Raw genomic sequence first — 18,788 nt, 5'->3', positions numbered from 1 at the left:
AATAAATTCTTTTACATTTATTTTACATTATGACATTTATTCCAATTCCTCAGCTTTCAAATAAGGATAAGGATTAGTCGCGCCCTGCCCGCTAAAATAAATTCCATAATGCAGATGTGGTGGTGTTGATTTAGCATTACCGGTGTTGCCCACATAGGCAATGACTTCACCAGCTTCCACCCAGTCACCTTCCTGAATATGCTCAGCATACTCCTCCAGATGTGCATAATAATGCTGGCTCAGCTCCGGTCCTGTTACCCAGATCACTTTACCACCGAGATTATTTGTTCCAATATTTCTGATGATACCCTGGGTTGCACTCAGCACAGGTGTACCTCGTTTAGCAAAGATATCAATTCCTTCATGCTTACGGCCTGCACTTCGTGAAGCACCCCAAGTATCATTGAGCTGTCTTTGGGTTATACCTTCGACTGGAATGGTTAAAGGTTGTGATAAAGTTTCTTTTCTTAATTGCCAATACAGATAAGGACTTTTCCAGCCCGCTGACTCACCAGACGGTGGTGGCTGACAGCCACTCAGAAGTATTAATACAGTAATCAGTAACAAGGAAGCGCTTAAATTCGGCACTGTAATTTCTCATTCATTCTTCTTAAAATAATCTTATTCAATTCAATCTGATTACACGTGCTGTTCTTGTAATTTTTATTGATGATTCCTTTGAAAATTATTTTTTCTCTTCTAAACAATAAAACCCTCTTATAGAGGGTTTTATCATTGATTATCACCGATTCGAAATCATGGACTATTTACGTTTTTTCGCCCGTGATGGTTTAGATTTTTGAGGTTGTTGCTGTTGCTGCTGTTGATCCTCATCCTGCATGGAATCCTTTTTGTCCTTTTGCTGAACCTGCTTATGTTTTGCCTGAGATCTAGCCATTTTTGACTCCTACTCATCTCGATCAAAAAGATTGTTTTTCTACTCTAACCACTATAAATAAATAACCAATCCCAGAGTCGTATCTAATTGCTTCAATGTAATTACATTTTAGCTAAGTTATTCTGTTTTAAGGGGACATGGTTTTTTGTTATTACAAGTCTTACAGATGTTTGCACGCTGAAACATGAGATTACTCAGCGTATAATTTATATATTGAGGTTTATAATTATGAAGCCAGAATTTTAGTGTCAGTTCCGACTGTAAAGATCATAGATTATGATGACTTCAACTCGGTCATTTTAACCCTGTGTTGTTTATCTAAGATATTGGAAGAGTCCCTTCTCTGCCACAATAGTGATTTTAGTCTGTATGTTCAGAAAACCTGGCAAGCAAGATTAAAATTTTTACAGATAGATGAGAGTGATCAAACAAAAATGGCTAAAAAAGAAGTATTTATTTCCGTCGACATTGAAGCTTCCGGCCCGATTCCTGGGGAATGTGATTTGCTATCTATAGGCATGTGTCTCGTCGATCAACCTGAGATCCAGTTTTATTGTGAATTAAAGCCGGTCTCCCATAAAGCTGACCCGAAAGCCTTGGCCGTTAGCGGTTTCAATTTAGAAGATTTAACAAAAAATGGGATAGATCCCGCCACTGCGATGCAGAATTGCACTGCGTGGATTGAGCAACATCTTTCCAAATCTGAAACACCAATTTTTGTCGGATTAAATGCCGGTTTTGACTGGTCTTTTATGAATTATTATTTCCATAAATTTATCGGACACAATCCTTTTGGTGTTTCCTCACTCGATATTAAATCTCTTTATATGGGTGCATTTGGCGGACGTTGGTCAGAAACACGGGCAAAGAATATTATTGAAATTTTAAAGCCACAAAGCAGAGGCAATCATAATGCATTACAGGATGCGATTTTTCAGGCTGAGCTGTTCCGTTTAATTTTAAAACAGATCCAAGTTTGATTTTATTAACACTTATAGCTGCACTTTACCCTTTTTACAAGATACTATTCACAGGTTCCACTGCCAGCGGTTTCAAAAATATTTCGAGATAAGCAACACTTTAAGGCCGTCTTCCCTCATAATACCCATATATAAATCCACCGCTTTTTAGATTTCAATGGGAGATCACGACTATCCCCACGCGAAGAAATCTGCTCATTTTCAAATTTTTGTAATTATAGAAGTCTTTTCCTATGAAAATCGTCATTCTAAATAAACCTTATGACGTCCTCTCCCAGTTTCGTAAAGACGAAGCACACATGACGATGTCTGATTTCGTAGATGATCCTACACTGCGTCTGGCAGGTCGTCTCGATATGGACTCGGAAGGCCTGGTATTCCTGACCGATCATGGTGGTTTAAACCAGTTCATTACCAATCCTGCCAATAAAAAATTCAAGACTTACCTGGTTCAGGTTGAAGGCGACGTGACTGAAGAAGCACTTGAGCAGTTACGTAAAGGTGTAGAGCTGAAAGATGGTATGACCTTACCTGCAAAAGCAATCAAGGTTCAGCAACCTGAATGGTTATGGGATCGCGATCCTCCGGTTCGTTACCGTGCTTCTGTGCCAACTTCATGGGTAGAAATCTCAATTTGTGAAGGCCGTAACCGTCAGGTACGTCGTATGACTGCTGCCGTAGGTTTCCCTACTTTACGTTTGATCCGTACCAAAATCGGTTCTATTGATCTGGTTCAATTGGGTCTGCAACCGGGTGAAACCAAAGAAATTGAACCTTTGCTTTACCCTGACTTTAAAGATGTACCCGCAGAAGAGCCATACCGTTCACGTTCTTATGTGAAAAAACCAGGTGGTACGGGCGGCAAACCACTCAATAAAAAAGTGAATAAAGACGGTACCAAGAAGAAAACCGGTACACCACGTGTTTGGCAACTGGAAGAAGGTGAAAAACCACGTCGTAAGACCAATGGTACGACACGTCCAAATACCAAAGCACCACGTGGTCGCGGACGCGGTCGTGGATAATATTTAAATGAATCAATGAAAGCTCACGAATGTGGGCTTTTTTTATTACATAACTTTAATATTTTTTATTTTTCAGTCTATTAGAATAATTATAAGTATTCATTTTGCAATAGGTCTCATGAAAAAAATCATTTTTGCTTTAGCTGCGACTTCCCTTTCAACTTTTGGCTTTGCCAATCCACTCAGTGTGCATGTGCTAAATCAGGAAACAGGCTTGCCTTCTGCCAATATCACGGTAACTTTAGAAGCCCAGCAAGGTGAGAAATGGGTCAAGCTGAATGAAGCCAAAACCGATAGTAATGGCCGGATTAAAGAACTATATCCCAAAGATACCAATCTGCAGAAAGGAATTTATAAAGTGACTTTTAAAACGGGTGACTGGTTTAAGACCAATAATCAACGCACCTTTTTCCCAGAAATTCCGGTTGTGTTTGTGATTGATGGCTCTTTGGAGCATTACCATATTCCACTGTTGTTAAGTTCTTATGGATATTCAACGTATCGGGGGAATTGAATGTTTACTAATTAATTTTATTAATTTTAATTTCATCAGGATTATCTATATCAAAATCTTTAAGATCATCAAACAGTATTTCTACTTTAAAAATTTGAGATAGCTCTTGTCCATATAGATTTAAATATGTAATAGTAAATTCACTTACAAGTGTATTTTTATTCCATTCAAAATTATCTACTTCTATCTCAATTTTCTGACTGTTATCCTTGCTCAGAACCTCAAACTTATTGATAAGTTGTTTCAGATTGTTTGTAACATAAACAGTTTTAACTTCAGATCCAATATTTTTGATAATGAATGACAATAAATAATCAGGTCCTTCGTGCCCATCATTTTCATAACCATAGCCTATCAAGTTGACTTGGGAATCAAAAAATAAGAATAGGGGCTCTACCGATTTCATTCTTTGCTCATGTTCAAATTGATGCAAACTCACTAATTGCTGTTGTTGTTTAACACTTTCCTTCATTTCATCAATTTGAAGCTGTAATGCTTTTTCCTGCTGTTCTAAAGCTTTGGTATTTTGCTCTAGTTGCTTTCCTTGCTGAACATAACCCAACACTAACCAAAGAAAAGCTACAGGTGCAAAAATTCCTGCCAGAAAATCACCTAATTCATTTAAAGATATTGGACTTTTCAAATCTCCGAAAAACCAAAATATAAAAATTATGGCTAACCAGACAACCGTAATTCCCATTCCCCAATTTAAACTCTTCTTATTCATATTCACATAAAAAAACCGATGCCTAAGCACCGGTTTTACATGGTTTATTTAAACTATGCAAATCAAGCTTTCAACCATTTCTCAGCTTTAGTTTGATCTTCAATTTTAAGTTCGACTTCAGTCAATTCAGAACCCGCTGCTTGAATATCAAAGGCCATTAACTCATCACGACGGAATGCATGAACAGTATAAATTCCTTCCTGCTTCGCATATTTCTCGGCAAGCTTTGTCGTCGCTTTCAAGCCATCAATTGCAATGATCACATCATTGGCTGACAGGCCTGCCTTCGCCGCAGCACTGTCACGACGAGCGGATTGAACGAATACACCTTCAGGCTTATCTACCAATTTCAAACCAAATGGCAGAGACTTGTCATTTTTCAGGGTATAGCTTACCCCAAACTCAGGGAATAACTGATCCAGTGGTAATTCTTCTGTGGTATTGATCAGATGGTTGATCTGTTCTAACCAGTTATCGCCAGTCAATTCTTCACATAACTCGAAGATAGTACGCTCGTTCACCTGAATGCCATTTTGCGCATTTTCATACAACTTGCGCATCAAGGCATCCAGGCTTGAACCACGTAGACGCAAACCTAAGTCTAAGCAAAGTGCCACTAAACAACCTTTGTTGTAATAGCTGGTGCCAGCATTATTCGAGTTTTCATCCTGACGATAGAATTTCACCCAGGCATCAAAGCTTGATTCAGACACACTTTGAATAAAGCGACCTGGGTTTTGCAAATAACGGTCAATCTGTGCTTTCAGTAAAGCAATATATGATTCCTGGTTAATCACATCACTACGAAGCAGAATCAGGTCATCATAATAAGAAGTAAATCCTTCAAAGATCCAAAGTAAAGAGGTGTAGCCTTCTTTGTTTAAATCGTAATTCACAAAGTTTTCAGGGCGAATAAATTTCACTAACCAAGAGTGGAAATATTCATGGCTACATAAACCTAAGAAACGCTGATAATCCTTCGATGGCTCTTCCGGCTCGTTGGCTTTCGGCAGATCGTCACGTGGAGTAATCAGACTGGTTGAATTTGGATGTTCCAGACCACCATAACTGTTGCCTGTTGCCATGGTCATAAAGGTATAGTTACTAAATGGCGCCGAACCAAACATAGAAATTTCGGTACTACAGATCTTTTCCAGATCCTGCTGCATACGTTCAGCATTCATCTCATGTTTGCCAGAAACCACGAACTCATGCGGAATACCATTGGCTTCAAAGCTAAAACGGGTCTGTTCTGCCAGTTCAAATGGTGAATCGATCAGCTCGGCATAATTTTCTGCTTTAAGCGTATAGCGGCCTTTGACCAGGCTCTTGGATGCCATACCGGTTGCTAACTGGAAATGTTTCAGTTCATCTGGCAGGAAGATTTCAACTTCAATCGCTTTATTTTCTTGCCCTTCCAGCCCCAGACAAGTACAGGCCGGGTTCACATATAGACGTGTTCCATCGACATATGCACCGCGTACGGACAGATCATAGGCATAGACATCATATTCAACCGTAATCAGCTCATGGTCGGTATTAAACAAGCGCCATTTATTCTTTTCAAATTTCTGGATTTTCAGCTGGCGTCCTGCTTCATCAAAGGCTTTCACCCCTTCAATGTGCTTGGAAAATTCACGAATCAGGTAACTGCCCGGAATCCACGTTGGCAAAGACAACACCTGTGTAGGGTCTGCTAAAAAGCGAACAGTCACGTGAACAAGATGCTGACGATAATCGTCAAATTCGATTTGATAATGCAACATAATGGGCGATTCAAAAGAAATTAGAATGTGTTAAGTCTAAGCTTAACATTTTTTTCCAATACATTGCGGAAGTGTCTTAAATGTCTACAATGAGTACTAGCCATGACAAAAAAAAAGGCTTAGCATGCCTAAAATTTTTTTGCTCGCCAACGGATTGGTCGAATAAGGAACCCCCTTGAAATTTATCGTCTCACTGATTGCGACATTGTGCTTTTTTATGTCCGCAATCTCGCATGCTGCCCTACTGAATATTAATCCTGAAAGTGTTGAGGCAGAAGCCTGGACTATTCTGGACAGCCAGACCGGTCAGACTATTGCTTCACATAATGAAGACCTGCAACGTGCTCCGGCTTCCCTGACCAAAATGATGGTAGCTTATATCACGCTCAAGGAAATTCAGGCCGGAAAATTAGATAAAAATGAAGTAATAACTGCGACATCTGTAGTCAATATGGTGATGTGGGATGAATCCCAGATGTACCTAAAAGAAGGTGAGCAGATTTCAGTAGATCAGTTATTGGCAGGCTTAATTGTAATGTCTGCCAATGATGCCGCAGTGACGTTGGCGGAAAAAATTTCTGGAAGCGTACCCAAATTTGTGGAGCGTATGAATAAGGAAGCACAGGCTTTAGGAATGACCCATTCTCATTTCCAGAATCCAGCTGGTATCACCATGCCTGAGCACTATTCCACGGCAGCCGACCTGGCCAAACTGTCTCAGGCTTTGGTCAATGAAACGCCAAACTATCTGTTCTATTCCAAGCAACAGAGCTTCAGTTATAACCAGCGTTTCCACCGTGCCACCAATCTATTGCTAAAAATAGACCCAACAGTAGACGGCTTGAAAACCGGTTTTACCCGTGCTGCAGGTTATAATCTGGCTGCCACCGCGATCCGTCCAAGCATGGACATGAGTCTATCTAACCGTCGTTTAATCGTCGTGGTGATGGGGAGCAAAAGTGCTGTAAAACGTGCGGAAGTCGCTCATAAGCTAATGAACCTGGCCTATACCTATACCCGCAATGAGGTAGCACTCAAGGACAAGCAAGTGCTGGCTGAACTGCCTGTGGTTCAATCCACCCTAAAAATGTTTAAGGTAGCGACCAAAAAACCTGAATTAATTACTACTTCACTCTATGATCAGAGCTATAGCATTGACCTGAACCAGTTTGATCAAAGTACTCAACGCGTGATGTTAGATACAGGGAATGGTACTCTACAAAGCATTGAGCCATTACGCGAAACTCAGACCCACTTAAATATTGAAGTGAATGAGACCCAACTGACCGCGCCACTGGCAAAAGTCATGCAATTGGTAACGGTAAACGTCTATCAGAATAATCAGTTGATTCGTACCATCCTGATTGAAGATCAGGTCGATATTGAAGAAGCGAATTTCTTTGAAAAGTTCCTGCAATGGTTATTTGGCCTATTCTCAAGTACGAATGCAGACGTTATATTGTATCCGATTGGCAAATAAAATCTGAGACAGACAAAGGATGGCAATTATATTAATTAGCCTTCCTTTTTTTATTGCCTACATTTATTTTTAATTTTACCAATAACGACCTCCATAAAAGACATTATTAATTTATATCCTTGAATTGCTACAATTTGTAAGCTGTATAACAATTCTTATCAAGACCTTATTTTAAGCCTGTCATAGTATGTTTTCTTTCTATTTCATTAAAAAAATAAATAGGTTAATAAGGTATGACAGCCCATAAAATTGTGATTGTAGGTGGTGGTGCAGGTGGTCTGGAACTGGCTACCCAGTTAGGACAAAGCTTAGGCAGAAATGGTAAGGCCCAGATTACCCTGATCGATCAGAAGCTGACCCATATCTGGAAACCTCTTCTTCACGAAATTGCAGCCGGCACACTCAATCCGCATGAAGAAGAAACCAATTATTTTGCCCATGCCGCAGCGAATCATTATGAATTTGTCTTAGGCACGTTTAAAAATATTGACCGTGAAACCAAACAGATTCTGGTTGAAACCAAATACTTTTCTAAAAAAGTCCAACCTACCAAGAATAGAAATATTGACTATGACACCTTGGTGCTTGCTTTAGGCTCCACTTCAAATGACTTCAATACCGAAGGTGTCAAACAATTCTGTCATTTCCTCGACAGTCGCGAACAGGCGGATATTTTTCAGCAAGACCTGCTGCATCTTTACTTAAATGCCCAGAATGAAGCAGATAGCCGTGAACTGAAAATTGCCATTATTGGTGCAGGTGCTACAGGCGTTGAACTGGCAGCAGAACTGGTTTCTGCCAAGAATAATTTTCATAAATATGGTCTGAACAAGATCGATCCGAATAAGGTCAAAATTACCCTGATTGAAGCTGCAGATCGTATTCTTCCTGCCCTGTCTCCCAAAGTTGCTGAGCACACGATGAAGCAGCTGAAACAGCTAGGTATTGAAGTACTGACTCAACATCGTGTGGCTAAAGTCGATGAAGAGCATATTTATTTTGCAGATGGTTCAAGTCTGGAAGCAGAAGTAAAAGTCTGGGCAGCCGGGATCAAGGCACCTGAGGTACTCACGCAACTTGAAGGACTGGAAAGAGACAATATTCATCGCCTTAAAGTTTATGCGACATTGCAGACGACCGCAGATCCGAATATTTTTGCCTTTGGGGATTGTGCACATTGCAAGCCTAGAGCTGATGAACCCGTCTTGGGACCACGTGCACAGGTTGCCAGCCAGCAGGCCAGTTTCCTTGCCAATTCTTTACGATTACGTGCGAATGGTCAGACACAGTTACCGATGTTCGTCTTCTCGGATAAAGGTTCTCTGGTATCCTTAAGTGAAAATAAAGCCGTAGGTGAATTACTCGGTCAGGTCAATGTACAGGGCTCTGTCGCCAAGTCGATGTATGTTTCATTATACCGGCTGCATCAGGCCACGATCTTGGGCTATACTCAGGCTGGGGTAATGACGGTAAAAGACTTCGTTACAAGAAAAATCTCGCCGAAGATAAAATTGCATTGAAATTTACAGATGCGCCCCCATCAATGAAAAAATCAGCATTTATATAGGGAAATTGCATTTTTTTTGCTAATTTTAGTCTACAAAAACTCAATTTCACTTTATGATGTATCTCTTAAAAAATTTGATTGGATCAATATCATGACTGCAGTTGCAAATGACCTCGTGGTTTCTTTCCACTACACATTGACTAACGCAGAGGGTGAAACTCTCGATAAATCTCAAGGTGAACCACTTGCATATTTGCATGGTGCAGGCAACATCATTCCTGGCCTTGAAAATGCACTACTTGGTAAAACTGTAGGCGACAAATTCACTGTAACTGTTCCAGCAGCTGAAGGCTATGGCGAATACAACCCAGAGCTAGTACAAGAAGTTCCTGCGAAAATGTTCCAGGGTGTGGACAACATCCAACCTGGTATGCAATTCCAGGCACAAACTGATGACGGCGTTCAAATCGTAACTGTTAAAGCAGTTGAAGGCGAAAACGTTGTTGTTGATGCGAACTTCCCACTTGCTGGCCAAGACCTGACTTTCGACGTTGAAATCGTTGAAATCCGTGAAGCTTCTCAAGAAGAACTTGACCATGGTCACGTACATGGTGCAGGCGGTCACCACCACTAAGATCGATTGATCTTAAGTGCAAAAGGCAAAGTGAAAACTTTGCCTTTTTTGTTGCCTATATATTTTATTCAGGCATAAAAAAGCAGAGCCTCTGCCCTGCTTTTTATAATTCAAGCAATGATTATTTACGTTGGTTATAAATCTGCATTGCGGCTGGCAGGTTTTGACGCATTGCGGCAATACGCTGACTGCTTGATGGGTGAGTCGATAAGAACGCGACACCACTACTGGTTTGCTTACTCATTTTTTCCCACAGGGTAATTGCAGCATTCGGGTTATAACCTGCACGAGCCATCAACATTAAGCCACCTTGGTCAGCACGGCTTTCCAGGTTACGTGAGTATGGCAGACCAATACCAATCTGGCTGCCCAGCTGTGCAGCTGCTGCACCACCCTGCCCTACACCTGCCGCACTCAAGCCAATACCTAAAGCTAAGTCAGTCAATGCCTGGGCACCAATCTTCTGTTTAGAATGCTCTTCTAGCGCATGCACCATTTCATGACCCATAATTGCTGCAATTTCAGCATCAGTTAAGTTCAATTTATTGACGATACCCGTATAGAACACCACCTTACCGCCTGGGGCAACATAAGCATTGACCTGATCGCTCTTCAGTACAGCCAGCTGCCAGTCAAATCGGGTGCCTGTCTGGTTCAGCTGGTCTGCATAAGGACGCAATTTGTTAAATACGGTGTTGATACGCTTATAGGTAGCAGAAGACGTATCCAGTGTATTGGCAGAACGTGCTTCCTGAACGGTCTTGTTAAAGCCTTGTGTCGCTACAGCGTTTAAGGTTGATGTATCCGCGCCCGCTATATCAGCGACAGTGGTACAACCTGACAAAGTGACGACTGTTGCCGCACACATGCTGAACAAAAATTTATTTTTCATTATAGATTCTCCACCCCAGTTTCAAGGCACAATACTTGATAAAAATTATAATTGAAACATCGCTATACCTGAAACGTGTAATTACTTCATCTTTTTAGCATTTATGTAATATTTCAGGTGATGAATTGTATGCCAAGCCAATAAATTAGACAAAGTACATTTAAAACCAGATAAAACTGGCTCAAAGGTTGGATCTTCATTTCCAGGCTTTCACTTTTGCGCTTGGCAAACAGGATAGCGTTCTGGATCAGGATCACTGGCACCAATACACAGGCAATAATGACACTTAAGCCCACCAGCGCATTATAGATAATTTCAGGATTACTGGTTTGAGCACGAATAATCAGCATGGCAATAGTCGGTGCCCCGCCCATGGCAAACAGCAACGAATAGAACATGGTTGCCGAGATATTTTTTTGCATCCTGCAAGCTCTTATAATTTCTTTAATATTTATTCTAACAAGCACAGCAGCATTACACATCACTCTGTGATGCAACTTTAGTCGTGCGCCCGTATTCCTTACTCGATACGTTATAAAAAAACCCTGTGAAATTCACAGGGTTTTTCTCATTTCAGCTTAAAGGATTAAGCATCAAACGGATGACGAAGAACAATTGTTTCTTCACGGTCTGGACCAGTTGAAATGATGTCGATTGGACATTCAATCAATTGCTCAAGACGTTTCACATAATTAATTGCAGCTTGTGGTAATTGATCTAATGATTTGGCACCGAAAGTAGACTCAGACCAGCCTGGCATCGTTTCGTAGATCGGTTTTAAAGTTTCGAATGCAAGTGCATCAGAAGAACCTACACAGCCAGAATCAGCAGCTTCGTAACCTACACAGATTTTTACTTCTTCTAAACCGTCAAGAACGTCAAGTTTAGTCAGGCAAATACCAGAAAGTGAGTTTACTTCTACTGAACGGCGCAGGATTTCCGCATCGAACCAGCCACAACGACGTTGACGGCCAGTAGACGCACCAAATTCTGAACCTACAGTACCCAAGTGTTTGCCGATTGCATCGCCAACATCATTTGCAGCATCGTACACAAGTTCAGTTGGGAATGGACCAGCACCTACACGTGTTGTGTATGCTTTGGTAATACCCAATACATAATCGAGGTGTAATGGACCAAGACCTGAACCTGAGCTTACGCCGCCCGCAGTCGTATTTGAAGAAGTCACGTACGGATATGTACCGTGGTCAACGTCAAGAAGTGAACCTTGCGCACCTTCAAACATGATGTTATCACCGTTTTTACGGTATTTATGCAACTCACCTGTTACGTCGATAACAAGCGGCGCAACCACTTCACGCCATTGGTCGCAAAGTGCAAGTACTTCTTCAAGCTTAACTGCTTCTACACCGTAGAATTGAGTTAACTGGAAGTTATGGTATTCAAGAAGCTCTGTTAACTGTGCTTTAAGATGTTCACCACCACGTACCAGATCAGCAACACGGATTGCACGACGAGCCACTTTATCTTCGTAAGCTGGGCCAATACCACGACCAGTCGTACCAATTTTCGCATTACCACGTTTGATTTCACGTGCTTGATCAAGCGCAATGTGGTTTGGAAGAATCAAAGGGCAGTTTGGCGAAATACGCAGACGCTCTTTAACAGGCACGCCTTCTTTTTCAAGAATATCCATCTCTTTGATGAGCGCTTCAGGTGAAAGAACCACACCGTTACCAATTAAGCACAGTACGTTTTCACGTAAAATACCTGATGGAATGAGGTGAAGAACTGTCTTTTTACCACCAACTACAAGAGTATGGCCTGCGTTGTGACCGCCTTGATAACGTACAACTGCTGCCGCTTGATCTGTGAGCAGGTCGACGATTTTACCTTTACCTTCGTCGCCCCATTGGGTACCAAGTACCACAACATTCTTGCCCATAATAGCCTCATTACATCATGCTGTTAAAGTTGAAAAGCCTGGCCCAGCGACATGAATACTGAGCCTGACCATTAAATTGTTTTGACTGTCCACTCACCGTCAACATTCACCAGCTGGTGAGTTGCATACGGCACCGAGTTTAAACCATCATTACCTAATAACTGAATTACACTTAAGCCTTGTGCACGTGTTGCCTGAATCGCATCAAGCAAAGCAGCATCATTACCTTTAGGTGCAACAATAATCTGTGCAGTTTCAAATTTGCCTGCACTTAAGCTATACAAGTCACAAGAGAAACCGGTTGCAGGACGGGCACGACCAAAGTGTTGACCAATACCGTCATAACGGCCACCTTGTGCCAGTGGTGCAGCACGGTTTGGTGCATACACGGCATACATCAGGCCAGTGTGGTAATGGTAAGAACGCAATTCAACCACATCGACACCAATTTCCAGATTCGGCCAGCGTGCCTGAATTTCCTGTTGAGTGTTGATCAATGCATCCAGTGCCTGTTTAAAGTCTGGATTTGCGAGTACTTCAGTACTCAATTGTGTTTGTAATGCATTCAAATCACTTGCATAGCGACCCAATACGTAGAAATCATGGCCCTGGTTCAGTGTCGCAGTAAACTCTTGCAATTCCGGCAACGCTTTACGCTGATATAGGTCAGACAATTGACGTTCAGCTGCCTTACTTAAGCCCGCTTGAGCTACAAGACTACGGAACAGACCGACATGACCCAAGTCAAGGTGAATACCATCTGCCAGACCAGATTCCTGAATCAGACTCACCATCAGGTCAATCATTTCTACATCGGCATCAATACTGTCTGAACCGAATAATTCTGCACCCAACTGCAGCGGTGCACGCGTGGTGTTAAAACCCTGGGGTTTGGTATGTAAAACCGTACCTGCGTAGCAGTAACGAGCTACACCTTCCACTGGATGTACATGCGCATCGATACGAGCCACTTGTGGTGTCATATCGGCACGCACACCAAGCAAACGACCAGAAAGCTGGTCGATCACTTTAAAAGTGGCTAAGTCTAAATCCTGATTCGATTCTGAGAGAGAAGATAAAGATTCAATGTATTCAATGAATGGCGTGTACACCAACTGATAACCTCGAGATGCGAGGAAATCCAGTGATTTACGACGCAAATGCTCAATGACTTGCGCTTGTTCTGGTAATACATCAGCTACACCATCAGGTAATAACCATGTCTCTGAAATGGGCATGTTGTAAACCTAAATTCTTGTCAGCGCGGAACAAATCCGCATAAAAAAATCGGGAGCACACCCGATTTCTCCTAGTCTAGCACGATCATTTAGGCTGTGCATCGCAATTTTTATAATTTTCTCTGACTGATCAAATGACTAACATTGATAATGAAAATCCAGCGGTGAAGACTTGGGCCAAGTCAATTAAAAAGATATCAAAAGCTAAACTATCAACATGATTTTAAAAAATTTATTCCTTAAAAAAACTTTAAGGTTTTATCTTGAACTCTATACTTTCCAAAATAACCAGCAAATACTTCAGAAAAATTAATTTTTAAATGTTTAAAAAAATCCCGCATAAATACAAACTGCACGGATTTGAACACCTAAGAAAACAGCACTATTCAGGCAAATTTGAAGTTAACAGGACAACACGCTGCACTTCTTATAAAAATACAGTTCGTTATTAGATTAAATTTAGCCTACATCTATATGTAATACATCAGGTTTCAGCATGCTGTCTACCATTATGATGAGGGTAATTTCGGCATGAGTTTTACGCAGCCTGCTCTTTTAGACTGCTTAATCAGAAAAGCATTTTCGAGGATTATTGTTTTGGTTCAACTACTTTTGCCAGCAGATGCACCAGCTCGGCATTCTGTAATTCGACCTGTTTTAGTTTGGTCGTGGTCTGGTCCAGTACTTCTTGCTGTACATGCATCTTTTTAGCCAGATCCTGCATAATCTCTAAGGTCTTTTTTAGATTATCTTCCAGATTCGCGACCTTTTGCTCGACCGCAACACCCTCCAATTCAGGACCAGTTTCAACCTGATTGAACTGCAGCCAGATCAGGAAAATCACCGCCAGTGTCAGGAGTGTAATAAAGCCCCACATTAATAACATTGCTTTTGCTCTTCTAGTTGGTCGCCTGAGTTTTATCATAATCAAAAAAACAGGCGATATTGTAACGATTTTATCGGAATGCCAGCACCAGATATCGACTGGCAAAGTAGATTAATTTTCTTTATACATCAATATACTTGAGAATAAAATTTACTTAAGCCATAGATTAGAGCGCTTTATGCATTAAAGGAATGACATAAATCTAGTAACCGGTTGGCATAACCCCATTCATTGTCATACCAGGCAAATACTTTGGCCTGCTTGCCTACGACTATGGTCTGGGTCATATCCACAATCAATGAATACGGCGAATGATTAAAATCGGAAGAGACCAAAGGTTCATCCGTAATCGACATAATTTCAGTATAGTCCTGAGCTGCTGCTTTGATTAGGACGTCATTCAGTTGATGATCGCTAATATTGGCTTGAGTCACAAAAGTTAAATCAATCGCTGCCACATTAATGGTCGGTACACGAATCGAATAACCATCAATCCGGTTTTCCATTTTCGGCATGACCTGCTTGAGTGCGCCTAAAGCAGATGACGTCGTCGGAATAATATTTTGCCCTGAAGCTCGGGCACGACGTAAGTCACGATGTGCATGGTCTAGGACTGATTGATCCGCAGTGACCGCATGAATTTCAGTCATTAGCGCGGTATCAATACCGAAAGCATCATCTATGATTTTAACCAGCGGCACTAATGCCTGCGTGGTACAAGATACGCTGGAAATGATCTGGTCACTGTTTTTCACATCACGATGGTTCACCCCATAAACAATCGCAGCATCTACACTGTCAAACGGCGCTGCACCAATGATCACACGTTTGGCACCGGCAGTAATATGCTGGGTCGCTGCTTCACGGGAACGGAACAGACCGGTACATTCCAGTACCACATCAACATTCAGCTCCTGCCATGGCATCTGAGCTGGGCTGGCTTGACGCAGGACTTCGACTTTTAAACTGGCATCCTGATAAGACACATGCAGATAAACACGTTCCTGTTCATAGCTGAGGTCGACCTGCCCTGGAAAGCGGCCATGAGTGGTGTCGTATTTGAACAGATGCAGTAAAGTTTCCACATCGGCAATGTCATTAATGGCAACGATGTCAAAATTAAAATCTTTCGGATTTTCAAACCATGCACGTAACACATTGCGTCCGATTCGCCCAAAACCATTAATTGCGATACGTTGCATCGACATTCCCTTAAGCAGCATAAAACTTTGAGTGCCCTATATTAATAGAATTATGCAGCTGACTGATAACTATTCAGCTAAATCCACTAAAAATTACACAGAATGTCCAATATTTCATCGAAAAATTCATGCTTTAATGAAGGCAATCCGAAGTTTCTGTTACTGAGATTTGAAATAAATTACTGTAATGACAATAGCTTTTGATTTTGAAGGGCATTTTTCTGATTTTTCCAATATTCATTCCTTATAGTTTTATGATCTATAAATATGAAAATCATTGGTTGAACAGGCATTTTCCGTTATAATTTGGCGTTTTTAAATATTTAAGCCCCGCATTGCAGCAAAGAACCAACCTTCTTGTCAGACTGTGATGTTTTTAGCCAAATCGGAAATTATGGAGTGACTTGGTTGTGAGTACTCGTTTTATGACATCAGCTGAAATTCGCGAAGCTTTTTTAAGCTACTTTGAATCGCAAGGGCATACACGTGTCGCGTCGAGTTCTCTGGTTCCTGCCAACGACCCAACATTATTGTTTACCAATGCTGGTATGAACCAGTTTAAAGACTGCTTCTTAGGTCTAGAAAAACGCGATTATGTCCGTGCAACATCTTCACAAAAATGCGTACGTGCAGGCGGTAAGCACAACGACTTAGATAACGTTGGCTACACAGCGCGTCACCACACATTCTTTGAAATGTTGGGTAACTTCTCGTTTGGTGACTACTTTAAACGTGATGCGATTAAATTTGCTTGGGATTTCTTAACTTCTGAGCAATGGTTAGGTCTTCCTAAAGATAAACTTTATGCCACGGTTTACCACACCGATGACGAAGCTTTTGACATCTGGAACAAAGAAATCGGTCTGGATGCATCTCGCATTATCCGTATTGGTGATAACAAAGGCGGTCAATACGCATCAGATAACTTCTGGGCAATGGGCGATACAGGTCCTTGTGGTCCATGTTCTGAAATTTTCTATGACCATGGCGATCACATTTGGGGTGGTTTACCGGGCACACCTGAAGAAGATGGCGACCGTTTCATCGAGATCTGGAACAACGTATTCATGCAGTTCAACCGTACTGCAGATGGCGTACTCCACCCTCTTCCAGCGCCTTCTGTAGATACAGGCATGGGCTTAGAGCGTATTTCTGCAGTTCTACAACATGTGAACTCAAACTACGAAATCGACCTATTCCAGCACTTGTTAAAAGCAGCTGCTGAAATCATTGGTTTAGATACGGCTGAACTTGAAGCGAAAGCACAAGCTGAAGGCAAGCCAGTTGAATACCCTGCATCACTTAAAGTGGTTGCTGACCATGCACGTTCATGTTCATTCCTCATTGCTGATGGCGTAAATCCATCAAATGAAGGTCGTGGTTATGTCCTACGTCGTATCATCCGCCGTGCAGTTCGTCACGGTAACAAATTGGGTGCAACAGGTTCATTCTTCCACAAAATGTTGAAGCCTTTGATTGAAGTGATGGGTGCTGCGTATCCTGAACTTGAAGCACAACAAGCTCGTATCGAAGCGCAACTTCTGAAAGAAGAAGAGCAATTTGCAAAAACACTTGAGCAAGGTTTGAAATTGCTTGAAGGTGAATTAGCTCAACTGAAAGGTTCTGTGATTCCAGGTGAAGTTGTATTCAAACTTTATGATACCTATGGCTTCCCAACTGACCTTACAGCGGACATCGCACGTGAACGTGATTTAACAATCGACGAAGCAGGCTTTGAAACTGAAATGGCTGCTCAGCGTCAACGTGCACGTGATGCCGGTAAATTCGCGATCGACTACAACTCTGTTGTGAAAGTTGAAGGTGAAACTCAATTTGACGGCTACGATGCAACTGCGGGTAAAGGTCAAATCATCGCAATCTATAAAGATGGCGAGCAAGTCGATGAAGTGGTTGAAGGTGATGAAGCACTGATCGTTCTCAACCAAACACCTTTCTATGCAGAAAGCGGCGGTCAAATCGGTGATACAGGTATTTTCAAAAACGATACCGGTATTTTCGAAGTTCAAGATACGAAAAAATCTGGTGGTGCGTTCGTTCACCAAGGTATTGTGACCATGGGTAACTTAAAAGTTACTCAAAATGTAGAAGCAACAGTAAAAGCAGACATTCGCGCAGCAACAGCTCGTAACCACTCTGCAACGCATCTTCTACATGCTGCACTTCGTCAAATTTTAGGTTCACACGTACAGCAAAAAGGCTCATTGGTTGCGTCTGACGTATTACGTTTCGACTTTGCCAACGACCAACCTGTGACATTTGAACAACTTCAAGAAATTGAACGTCTTGTAAATGCTGAAGTGATTGCCAACACCCCTGTAACCACTGAACTGCTTGATATCGAATCTGCGAAAGCAAAAGGTGCGATGATGTTGTTTGGTGAGAAATACGGTGACGAAGTTCGCGTACTGTCTATGGGTTCAGTGATTGAAGAGAAAAACTTCTCAATCGAACTGTGTGGTGGTATTCACGTAAAACGTACAGGTGACATCGGCCTGTTCAAGATCACCTCTGAAGGTGGTGTTGCAGCAGGTGTGCGCCGTATTGAAGCTGTGACAGGCACTAAAGCCATTGAAGTTGCTCAAAAAGCGGATCGTGACATCAACACGATTAATGGCTTATTGAAAGCACAAAAAGACCAAACTTTAGAGAAAGTTGAAGCGATTGTTGACACAGCATCAAGCTTGCAAAAACAAATCGAACAACTGAATCAAAAATTGGCAAGCCTACAAGCGGGTGAACTGTTAAGCCAAGTTCAAACGATTGCAGGTCGTCAAACACTGATCACAACCGTTCAAGGCATGGATGCAAAAGCACTTCGCAACTTGCATGATGGTGTGAAATCTAAATTAGAAAATGCAGTGATTGTTCTTGCAGGTGTAGAGGGTGACAAGGTGAGCTTGATCGCATCTGTGGCGAAAGACTTTACTGCTTCTATTAAAGCGGGTGACATCATCAAACACTTGGCAACTGAGCTTGGTGGTAAAGGTGGTGGTAAACCTGACTTGGCACAAGGTGGCGCGCCACTTAACGAGAAGTTTGCAACAGTGATGGCTGATCTAGCAGCTTGGCTTGAAGCAAAATAAAAACTTCATTTTGTGTAACTGACCCTGAT

17 protein-coding genes are annotated in these 18,788 nt (G+C 41.7%); 7 read left to right on the top strand and 10 right to left on the bottom strand.

The annotated features are described in order from the left end of the window. Window positions 1-36: 36 nt before the first annotated feature. Together F955_RS06400 and F955_RS16975 are read right to left on the bottom strand one after the other, a co-directional pair. Entirely contained in the window at window positions 37-588 is a 552-nt protein-coding gene (locus F955_RS06400) for a M23 family metallopeptidase (protein WP_004892610.1), read from the bottom strand. Between the two features lie 175 nt (window positions 589-763). Beyond that, window positions 764-898, bottom strand: coding sequence for a hypothetical protein (locus F955_RS16975; RefSeq protein ID WP_004892608.1), 135 nt, complete (start codon window positions 896-898; stop codon window positions 764-766). A gap of 245 nt (window positions 899-1,143) precedes the next feature. Between F955_RS16975 and F955_RS06395 the strand changes: the two genes are divergently transcribed. The 3 genes from F955_RS06395 (at window position 1,144) to uraH (ending at window position 3,417) form a co-directional block, all read left to right on the top strand. Next, the gene (locus F955_RS06395; RefSeq protein ID WP_004892604.1) at window positions 1,144-1,878 is read left to right on the top strand and encodes a 3'-5' exonuclease; all 735 of its coding nucleotides are present in this window, start codon (window positions 1,144-1,146) and stop codon (window positions 1,876-1,878) included. Window positions 1,879-2,111: 233 nt separating this feature from the next. Next, window positions 2,112-2,903, top strand: a complete 792-nt coding sequence (locus F955_RS06390) for a pseudouridine synthase (protein WP_004815429.1) — start codon at window positions 2,112-2,114, stop codon at window positions 2,901-2,903. Between the two features lie 118 nt (window positions 2,904-3,021). Beyond that, on the top strand, window positions 3,022-3,417 hold the full coding sequence (gene uraH, locus F955_RS06385) for a hydroxyisourate hydrolase (protein ID WP_004892601.1): 396 nt from the start codon (window positions 3,022-3,024) through the stop codon (window positions 3,415-3,417). A gap of 7 nt (window positions 3,418-3,424) precedes the next feature. On the opposite strand, the gene F955_RS06380 is transcribed toward uraH, so the two are convergent. Beyond that, window positions 3,425-4,144, bottom strand: a complete 720-nt coding sequence (locus F955_RS06380; RefSeq protein WP_017401422.1) for a hypothetical protein — start codon at window positions 4,142-4,144, stop codon at window positions 3,425-3,427. Between the two features lie 62 nt (window positions 4,145-4,206). After that, a complete protein-coding gene (locus F955_RS06375) occupies window positions 4,207-5,910 on the bottom strand; it encodes a M61 family metallopeptidase (protein WP_004892595.1) in 1,704 nt (567 codons plus the stop codon). Window positions 5,911-6,085: 175 nt separating this feature from the next. On the opposite strand from F955_RS06375, the gene F955_RS06370 reads away from it, so the two are divergent. The 3 genes from F955_RS06370 (at window position 6,086) to slyD (ending at window position 9,531) form a co-directional block, all read left to right on the top strand. After that, the gene (locus F955_RS06370) at window positions 6,086-7,390 is read left to right on the top strand and encodes a D-alanyl-D-alanine carboxypeptidase PBP6B (RefSeq protein WP_004892590.1); all 1,305 of its coding nucleotides are present in this window, start codon (window positions 6,086-6,088) and stop codon (window positions 7,388-7,390) included. A 233-nt stretch (window positions 7,391-7,623) separates the two neighbouring features. Further along, the gene (locus tag F955_RS06365) at window positions 7,624-8,910 is read left to right on the top strand and encodes an NAD(P)/FAD-dependent oxidoreductase (RefSeq protein WP_004892588.1); all 1,287 of its coding nucleotides are present in this window, start codon (window positions 7,624-7,626) and stop codon (window positions 8,908-8,910) included. A gap of 138 nt (window positions 8,911-9,048) precedes the next feature. Further along, on the top strand, window positions 9,049-9,531 hold the full coding sequence (gene slyD / locus F955_RS06360; protein WP_004892585.1) for a peptidylprolyl isomerase: 483 nt from the start codon (window positions 9,049-9,051) through the stop codon (window positions 9,529-9,531). Window positions 9,532-9,652: 121 nt separating this feature from the next. Here the strand turns inward: slyD and F955_RS06355 are convergent, their stop codons facing one another. From F955_RS06355 to F955_RS06330, 6 genes are all read right to left on the bottom strand, one after another. After that, window positions 9,653-10,423 (bottom strand): M48 family metallopeptidase, encoded by a 771-nt coding sequence (locus tag F955_RS06355; RefSeq protein ID WP_004892583.1) that lies wholly within the window; start codon window positions 10,421-10,423, stop codon window positions 9,653-9,655. 113 nt (window positions 10,424-10,536) lie between these two features. Further along, window positions 10,537-10,845, bottom strand: a complete 309-nt coding sequence (locus F955_RS06350; protein ID WP_004892580.1) for a hypothetical protein — start codon at window positions 10,843-10,845, stop codon at window positions 10,537-10,539. Between the two features lie 164 nt (window positions 10,846-11,009). Then, window positions 11,010-12,329, bottom strand: coding sequence for an adenylosuccinate synthase (locus F955_RS06345; RefSeq protein ID WP_004892578.1), 1,320 nt, complete (start codon window positions 12,327-12,329; stop codon window positions 11,010-11,012). Between the two features lie 71 nt (window positions 12,330-12,400). Next, window positions 12,401-13,567: an ATP phosphoribosyltransferase regulatory subunit gene (locus tag F955_RS06340; RefSeq protein WP_004892575.1), complete on the bottom strand. Its 1,167-nt coding sequence runs from the start codon at window positions 13,565-13,567 to the stop codon at window positions 12,401-12,403. Between the two features lie 589 nt (window positions 13,568-14,156). After that, complete coding sequence (locus F955_RS06335) at window positions 14,157-14,453, bottom strand: hypothetical protein (RefSeq protein WP_004892573.1); 297 nt, start codon at window positions 14,451-14,453, stop codon at window positions 14,157-14,159. 176 nt (window positions 14,454-14,629) lie between these two features. Further along, the gene (locus F955_RS06330) at window positions 14,630-15,655 is read right to left on the bottom strand and encodes a type I glyceraldehyde-3-phosphate dehydrogenase (RefSeq protein ID WP_004892570.1); all 1,026 of its coding nucleotides are present in this window, start codon (window positions 15,653-15,655) and stop codon (window positions 14,630-14,632) included. 410 nt (window positions 15,656-16,065) lie between these two features. Between F955_RS06330 and alaS the strand changes: the two genes are divergently transcribed. After that, window positions 16,066-18,759, top strand: coding sequence for an alanine--tRNA ligase (alaS, locus tag F955_RS06325; RefSeq protein ID WP_171058619.1), 2,694 nt, complete (start codon window positions 16,066-16,068; stop codon window positions 18,757-18,759). Window positions 18,760-18,788 lie beyond the last annotated feature (29 nt).

It is taken from the genome of Acinetobacter schindleri CIP 107287, assembly GCF_000368625.1.
Lineage (GTDB): Bacteria > Pseudomonadota > Gammaproteobacteria > Pseudomonadales > Moraxellaceae > Acinetobacter > Acinetobacter schindleri.
The sequence above is the reverse complement of the archived record's forward strand: the minus strand, read 5'-3'. Positions and strand labels throughout refer to the sequence as shown.